Source organism: Shigella sp. FC1567 (genome assembly GCF_001743015.1).
GTDB lineage: Bacteria > Pseudomonadota > Gammaproteobacteria > Enterobacterales > Enterobacteriaceae > Escherichia > Escherichia coli.
This window is the reverse complement of the sequence record NZ_MIIV01000212.1, coordinates 1-2,460: the sequence shown is the minus strand read 5'-3', so window position 1 is coordinate 2,460 and position 2,460 is coordinate 1. Positions and strand designations below refer to the sequence as shown.

General features: G+C 45.9%; 5 protein-coding genes and 1 tRNA gene. 4 read left to right on the top strand and 2 right to left on the bottom strand.

Annotated elements, in window-relative coordinates; translation table 11 throughout:
* Nucleotides 1–283 precede the first annotated feature (283 nt).
* From actS to BHE85_RS13315, 3 genes are all read left to right on the top strand, one after another.
* Nucleotides 284–1,039, top strand: coding sequence for an amidase activator ActS (actS, locus tag BHE85_RS13325; protein WP_001379149.1), 756 nt, complete (start codon nucleotides 284–286; stop codon nucleotides 1,037–1,039).
* 78 nt (nucleotides 1,040–1,117) lie between these two features.
* A tRNA-Gly gene (locus BHE85_RS13320) sits at nucleotides 1,118–1,191 on the top strand.
* A 446-nt stretch (nucleotides 1,192–1,637) separates the two neighbouring features.
* Nucleotides 1,638–1,895, top strand: coding sequence for a hypothetical protein (locus BHE85_RS13315; RefSeq protein WP_024017360.1), 258 nt, complete (start codon nucleotides 1,638–1,640; stop codon nucleotides 1,893–1,895).
* A 33-nt stretch (nucleotides 1,896–1,928) separates the two neighbouring features.
* On the opposite strand, the gene yecR (BHE85_RS27505) is transcribed toward BHE85_RS13315, so the two are convergent.
* A complete protein-coding gene (gene yecR / locus BHE85_RS27505; RefSeq protein WP_250543254.1) occupies nucleotides 1,929–2,081 on the bottom strand; it encodes a YecR family lipoprotein in 153 nt (50 codons plus the stop codon).
* Complete coding sequence (gene yecR / locus BHE85_RS28060; RefSeq protein WP_194074759.1) at nucleotides 2,053–2,250, bottom strand: YecR family lipoprotein; 198 nt, start codon at nucleotides 2,248–2,250, stop codon at nucleotides 2,053–2,055. The genes yecR (BHE85_RS27505) and yecR (BHE85_RS28060) overlap by 29 nt, the downstream gene beginning before the upstream one ends.
* A gap of 131 nt (nucleotides 2,251–2,381) precedes the next feature.
* Here yecR (BHE85_RS28060) and BHE85_RS13305 point away from each other — a divergent pair.
* A partial coding sequence (locus BHE85_RS13305; RefSeq protein WP_303395967.1) for an IS1 family transposase occupies nucleotides 2,382–2,460 on the top strand: 79 nt, incomplete at its 3' end.

Sequence of the window (2,460 nt, the reverse complement as noted above, 5' to 3'; positions counted from 1 at the left end):
GCGCTGGGTTATCGCTCGCCACGGGAATATCTGCGGCAGCGGGCTTGTAATGGGTTAAGTGATAACAGATGTCTGGAAATATAGGGGCAAATCCAATGGGAAATAGGGTAAAAAGTCAGGAAGTTCGATACCTCTACAGCGAATATTTTGCTGATGATACTTCCCTTTGCCAAATGAAATTAACCTCTTTCTCTATTACCACGTTTTTCCAGAAGCAAGAGATTGGGTATCAAGAGGCTGGCTGCTATGATAAGGCGTCTTGTTTTTTAAGCGAGGAAAGATTTTGAGTGCGGGACGCCTGAATAAAAAATCTCTGGGTATCGTGATGTTGTTATCGGTTGGACTGCTTTTGGCGGGCTGTTCGGGTAGCAAATCATCCGATACAGGAACATATTCCGGCTCCGTTTACACCGTGAAACGGGGGGATACGCTATATCGTATTTCGCGCACCACGGGAACCAGCGTAAAAGAACTGGCGCGACTGAACGGCATTTCCCCCCCTTACACCATTGAAGTTGGTCAGAAACTAAAACTGGGTGGGGCGAAAAGTAGCAGTAGTACACGTAAATCAACCGCCAAATCAACGACCAAAACCGCATCGGTTACACCGTCATCAGCGGTACCGAAATCTTCCTGGCCGCCAGTAGGGCAACGTTGTTGGTTATGGCCAACGACAGGGAAAGTTATCATGCCGTATTCGACAGCAGATGGCGGCAATAAAGGGATTGATATCTCAGCTCCACGGGGTACACCTATTTACGCCGCGGGTGCAGGAAAGGTGGTGTATGTGGGCAACCAGCTGCGTGGCTACGGTAATCTCATCATGATTAAACACAGTGAAGATTACATTACGGCTTACGCCCATAATGACACGATGCTGGTAAATAATGGGCAAAGCGTGAAGACTGGGCAAAAAATCGCCACTATGGGGAGCACGGATGCGGCATCTGTTCGCCTGCATTTCCAGATTCGTTACCGTGCAACGGCAATTGATCCGCTACGTTACTTGCCGCCGCAGGGCAGCAAGCCAAAATGCTGATGGCGAATTAATCAGCAGTCAGCAGCGCGGCACTTGCTAAGGAGAGCGTAAGGTTTATAATGCCTTACGCATCTCGAAGCGGGCGTAGTTCAATGGTAGAACGAGAGCTTCCCAAGCTCTATACGAGGGTTCGATTCCCTTCGCCCGCTCCAGAATCTCCCCAGGTGGAGAAGACTAAAAAAGTCTTCTCTGTCAGCAACTTAAACAGTTACCTATTTAATTTGCTTAGGAGTTCTACCATTGTGATCCGCCCTTAGTAACTGTCACGTTAAGTTACACGGTGAGATGACAGTATAACCTAACGTTGGCGGCAGTTGCACCTCTCACACCGCGATAGCACAACGTGAAGATAAAGCCCATCCTGGCATTGTAATGTCATCGACAGACTGAACACACGCATTTAAGCCCGATGTGCGGCCTTGTGGCTGCGTAAACAGGTTTATGGTGATATTGGTCCTTGCAAACCATATGCAAGCTCTATCAGCGTTTCAGCCACGCTCCCAACGGGTACACGGTTATCCTGATAAGGTGTGATCTTTCTGACAATCTGATGAAGTCGCTACGCTCCCGCTTGTTGCTGTATCACCAACGGGGCTTTATGGTTTCTATTGTCTATAATAATCTCACAATTCCCCTGCATGAGGTTGATATGACTGTTAGCTACAAGATTACTTATGAGCATAGAGACGGTGATCAAATTAGAATGGAAGAGGTTTTATTCCATTCAGAGCATGAACCAACAAAAGATGAAATTCATGATGCAGTAAGAAAAGATACTGTGAGATTTAATTCTCCATCTAATGGAGTAACGGCTGTTTCAGGGTTTAAAGTGATTTCGGTTGTCCCTGTTCCATGAATGGTTATAGAAGGGGCTGGAAGCCCCTAATTATTACTTCTTAATATCGCCAGTGCATTGATATTCGATAGTCACAAGTGTTTGCATACAACCAGATGAAGAAGGTTGTGAACATTGAGAAGTGAATCCACCAAAAGGCTCGGCTCCTGAATATCCCCTAAGCGGCACAACGCGCTTTGGCTGCATTCATGCCTTGTTGTGGATCTACAACAGGACTTTCAAACATACCGTAAGAATAACTCATCCTAACTGTGCCGTCTGATTTGCTTCCACCAGTTGGAACGAGTTGTTTTTTTGTTGCACATCCAGAAATAATCAATGTTGAAGCAAGTAACAGCATTAAACTTTTGCGCATGTAAATAATCCCAAGAGATAATGGTTATGTATTGATTTAAAGCGTTTTTAGATTAATGCATTAACTTAGCAAAATTGGTAATGCTGCCAACTTACTGATTTAGTGTATGACGGTGATTTTAAGGTGCTTGCGTGGCTTCCATTTCCATCAGATGTCCTTCCTGCTCCGCTACTGAAGGCGTGGTGCGTAACGGCAAAAGCACTGCCGGAC

What these genes read in the sequence shown, in the direction of transcription:
- yecR (WP_250543254.1), bottom strand. Translation starts at nt 2,081, where the DNA reads ATGCAGCCAAAGCGCGTTGTGCCGCTTAGGGGATATTCAGGAGCCGAG.
- BHE85_RS13315 (WP_024017360.1), top strand. Translation starts at nt 1,638, where the DNA reads ATGGTTTCTATTGTCTATAATAATCTCACAATTCCCCTGCATGAGGTT.
- yecR (WP_194074759.1), bottom strand. Translation starts at nt 2,250, where the DNA reads ATGCGCAAAAGTTTAATGCTGTTACTTGCTTCAACATTGATTATTTCT.